Annotated in this window: 1 protein-coding gene; it reads left to right on the top strand. The window is 39.4% G+C overall.

What is annotated here, in order from left to right; genetic code table 11:
- Window positions 1-392: 392 nt before the first annotated feature.
- Window positions 393-3,402 (top strand): PAS domain-containing sensor histidine kinase (locus VFM80_RS08775; RefSeq protein WP_395071454.1); only part of this gene is annotated, 3,010 nt, incomplete at its 3' end.

Genomic DNA, 3,402 nt, shown 5'->3' with positions numbered 1-3,402 from the left:
ATTCTCTTCGATCATCAGGCTTTATTTTCAAAAACTTATCACTGCATTTATTCGCCCCCCAAGACACGGATTTGACGCTCTGATTTTTTTTCATTTAAAAAAAATATCTGAAAGTTTTTTAAAAACATCTTCACACAACTTTAAAGCCTAAAATTTTTTTGAAAAAAACTGTAAGGATTTGCTTTGAGATCGCTCTAACTATATGGTCAGGAGAAAGAGGTTTTGGGTTTTATCGTGGGTGCAAGTATAACCACCCTCATCTAATTTAGGTGAGGGTGGTTTTTTATGCCAAAAATACTTTAAGCTACTAACTGATTTTTTCTGTTTGTTGTTTAGCTAATAAAGCAGTTAGTTACCTTTATTTACCAATATATGGCAGGCTGTTATTGTTTATGAAAAGGTTACCGCGATTATTAGAATTAAATGCTTTAGGCATTACTATTATTTATCTCATTACTGCCCTCCTTTGGATCCTGTTGTCTGATCAACTCCTAATATGGGTCACCGACGACCCGCTGCTAATTTCAAGGTACCAAACCTTTAAGGGTATTTTTTATGTATTGTTGACGGCGCTCTTACTGTATATCCTCATCAATAAAGGCAATCTTAAAACTATTTCGCAAAAGAAACGGACCGATACTGCTTTATACGCTGCCGGAATGGCCACCTGGAGTGTTGACTTGAAGACCAAGGATATCCTCCGATCTGAATTTCACTATAAGATATTTGGGTTGAAAAAGAACCCAACAAAATGGACCATCGATGATTTCTATGACAGTATCCATCCGGAGGATCGGCAAAGAGTTCGGGATGTACTTGAAAAAACCATTCAGCAGGATCTCTCCTCCTATCAAGTCAAGTTTAGGATCTATACTGCTGACGGTGATCTAAAGTGGATGCAAAGCCGCGGTAATTTAGTTTACGACAAACATAACGAACTAGTACAACTGGCCGGTGTGGTAGCTGATATAACTGAGCAGAAAAAACTGGAAGAAGATTACCAGCGGGAAAAGGAACTTTTTGAAAGTATTTTTGAACAGATACCGGTGATGATTAATATGTATGATCCGGGGATCAATGAATTCAGGGTAAATAATGCTTTTGAAAAGTATTTGGGATGGAGTAATGAAGAAGTTCAGGAAATTGATCTAATGAAAGCCTGTTTTCCCGATCCTGAGATACGGGCTACAGCTGTTAAATCAATGACTGAAGCAGATGGCCGGTGGCAGGAACTTGAGGTAATAAACAAAGCCGGGGAAAAAAGAATACAGTCATGGTCTAACATAAGCCTTTTGGATGATACCACTATAGGTATTGGCTTGGACATAACCGATCTTAAAGCTTCTCAAGCTGAGGTAAAAGAATCGAGGGAGCTGTTTAAAAAGACCTTTGAAAGCCTCAATGAGAGTGTGATCATTCTCGACCCTGAAACGCGAGCCATCACTAACTGCAACAAAACAACCTGCGAACTCTTTGGGTATTCTGAGGATGAACTTATTGGAAGTACAACCGGGATGCTACATATTGATGAGGCCCATTTTAAGGAGTTTGCCAAAATTGGAGCTGAGGATCTTGAACAGAAGGGGTTGTTCCAGACTGAGTTCAAAATGAAGAGGAAAGACGGGACTGAGTTTTACTCAGACCATACCGTTACACTTGTAAAAAATACGGAGGGGGAAGTTGAGAAAGTGGTGAGTGTGATACGGGATATTACCGAAAGGAAAAAGCATGAAAAAAAACTTCAAAACTTAACCGAACGCTATCGTAAGGCTGAAGAGATCGCTGCTTTTGGTCATTGGTGGAGAGATATCAAAAATGACCAAGCCATTTTCTCTCAGGGTTATTATGACATTGTTGGGATGAAGCCCAATCAAAGGGATTCCAAATTCGAAACCTCTTTAAATCTTATACATCCGGATGATAGAAATGAATATCGTGAAGCTTTTGAAAGTGCCCTTGAATCAGGAACTCTGAATGTTCGTTATAGGATCATTAAACCCGATACCGGAGAGATCGGATATTTCCAGGAACTTGCGCAAACAGAATATGATAAGGAAGGAAATCCTGTTTCTATAAGCGGGACTATACAGGACATGACCGAACGAGAAGAATTCCAGATCAAACTCAAACATCGTAATGACTTCATAGAAACTACCCTCGAAAATCTTCCCATCGGTGTTGCCGTAAACCTCATGGATTCCGGTGAAGCTACTCTTATGAACAGTAAATTTTCAGAAATTTATGGATGGCCCAAAGAAGTTATAACTAATGTCGAATCTTTTTTTAAGAACGTATATCCGGATGAAAACTACCGGAGAAAAATAGTAGAAATGACCACTGCGGATATCGCTTCGGAAAACATTGACCGAATGCAATGGAACGGGATTAGAATTACTACCCAATCCGGAGAAGAACGGATCATCAACGCCAAAAATATCCCTGTGTATGACCAGAATTTGATGATCTCTACTGTGGTAGATGTAACCGCGCAGGCTGAAGCTGAAAAAAGACTTGCAGATTCAGAGTACAACTACAGGCTTCTTTTCCAAAAGAGCCCACAACCCATGTGGATCTATGACCCTGAAACCCTCCGTATTATTGAAGTAAACAACGCAGCCATCCAACACTATGGCTATTCCCGAAAGGAATTTGCTGAAATGAGCCTTTTGGATATACGTCCCGAAGAAGATCACGAGCAGTTGAAAAAAGAAATATCAGAAGGAAAAAGAGAGAATCTTACTGAAGCAAAAGAATGGAGACACATTATTAAATCCGGAGAGATTATTTATGTGCGTATTACCGGCTCAAGTATTAACTATTTCGGAAATAAATATCGTTTGATCCTGGTAAGTGATATTACCGAACAGAAAAAAGCCGAAGAAAGGGTATTAGCCTCTTTAGTTGAAGGAGAAAACAAAGAACGGGCCCGTATTGCGAGAGAGCTTCATGATGGATTGGGTCAATATCTTGCTGCTGCAAACATGAACCTGGATGCGATCCAGAGTGATATAAAAAAGCTGAGTGAGCGCCGGCAGCAACAGTTTGAGAAAGGATTAAATTTATTAAAGCACGCTGTTACCGAAACGGCACAGATCTCACGAAATTTATTACCCCGCATGGTAGATGATTATGGATTAGCTTTAGCCATTGAAGCACTTGTAGATAATTACAGCAGCAACACTGAAACCGAGATCAAATACTTTCAGAATATCAAAGGCTTGGAACTACCTCGTGAAGTTGAGTTCAACCTATACAGAATTGCTCAGGAAGGAATTTCAAATGCCGTTAAGTACAGTCAGGCTTCCCAGATCAATGTTCAATTAATTAAGGATGAACTTGATTTGATTCTCACGATTGATGATAATGGCAAGGGTTTTGATACAACAAGAAAAGATTTTACCC

This window comes from Gracilimonas sp. (genome assembly GCF_035704785.1).
GTDB lineage: Bacteria > Bacteroidota > Rhodothermia > Balneolales > Balneolaceae > Gracilimonas.
Note: the sequence above shows the minus strand (reverse complement) of the source record. Positions and strands in the feature narration are given on the sequence as shown.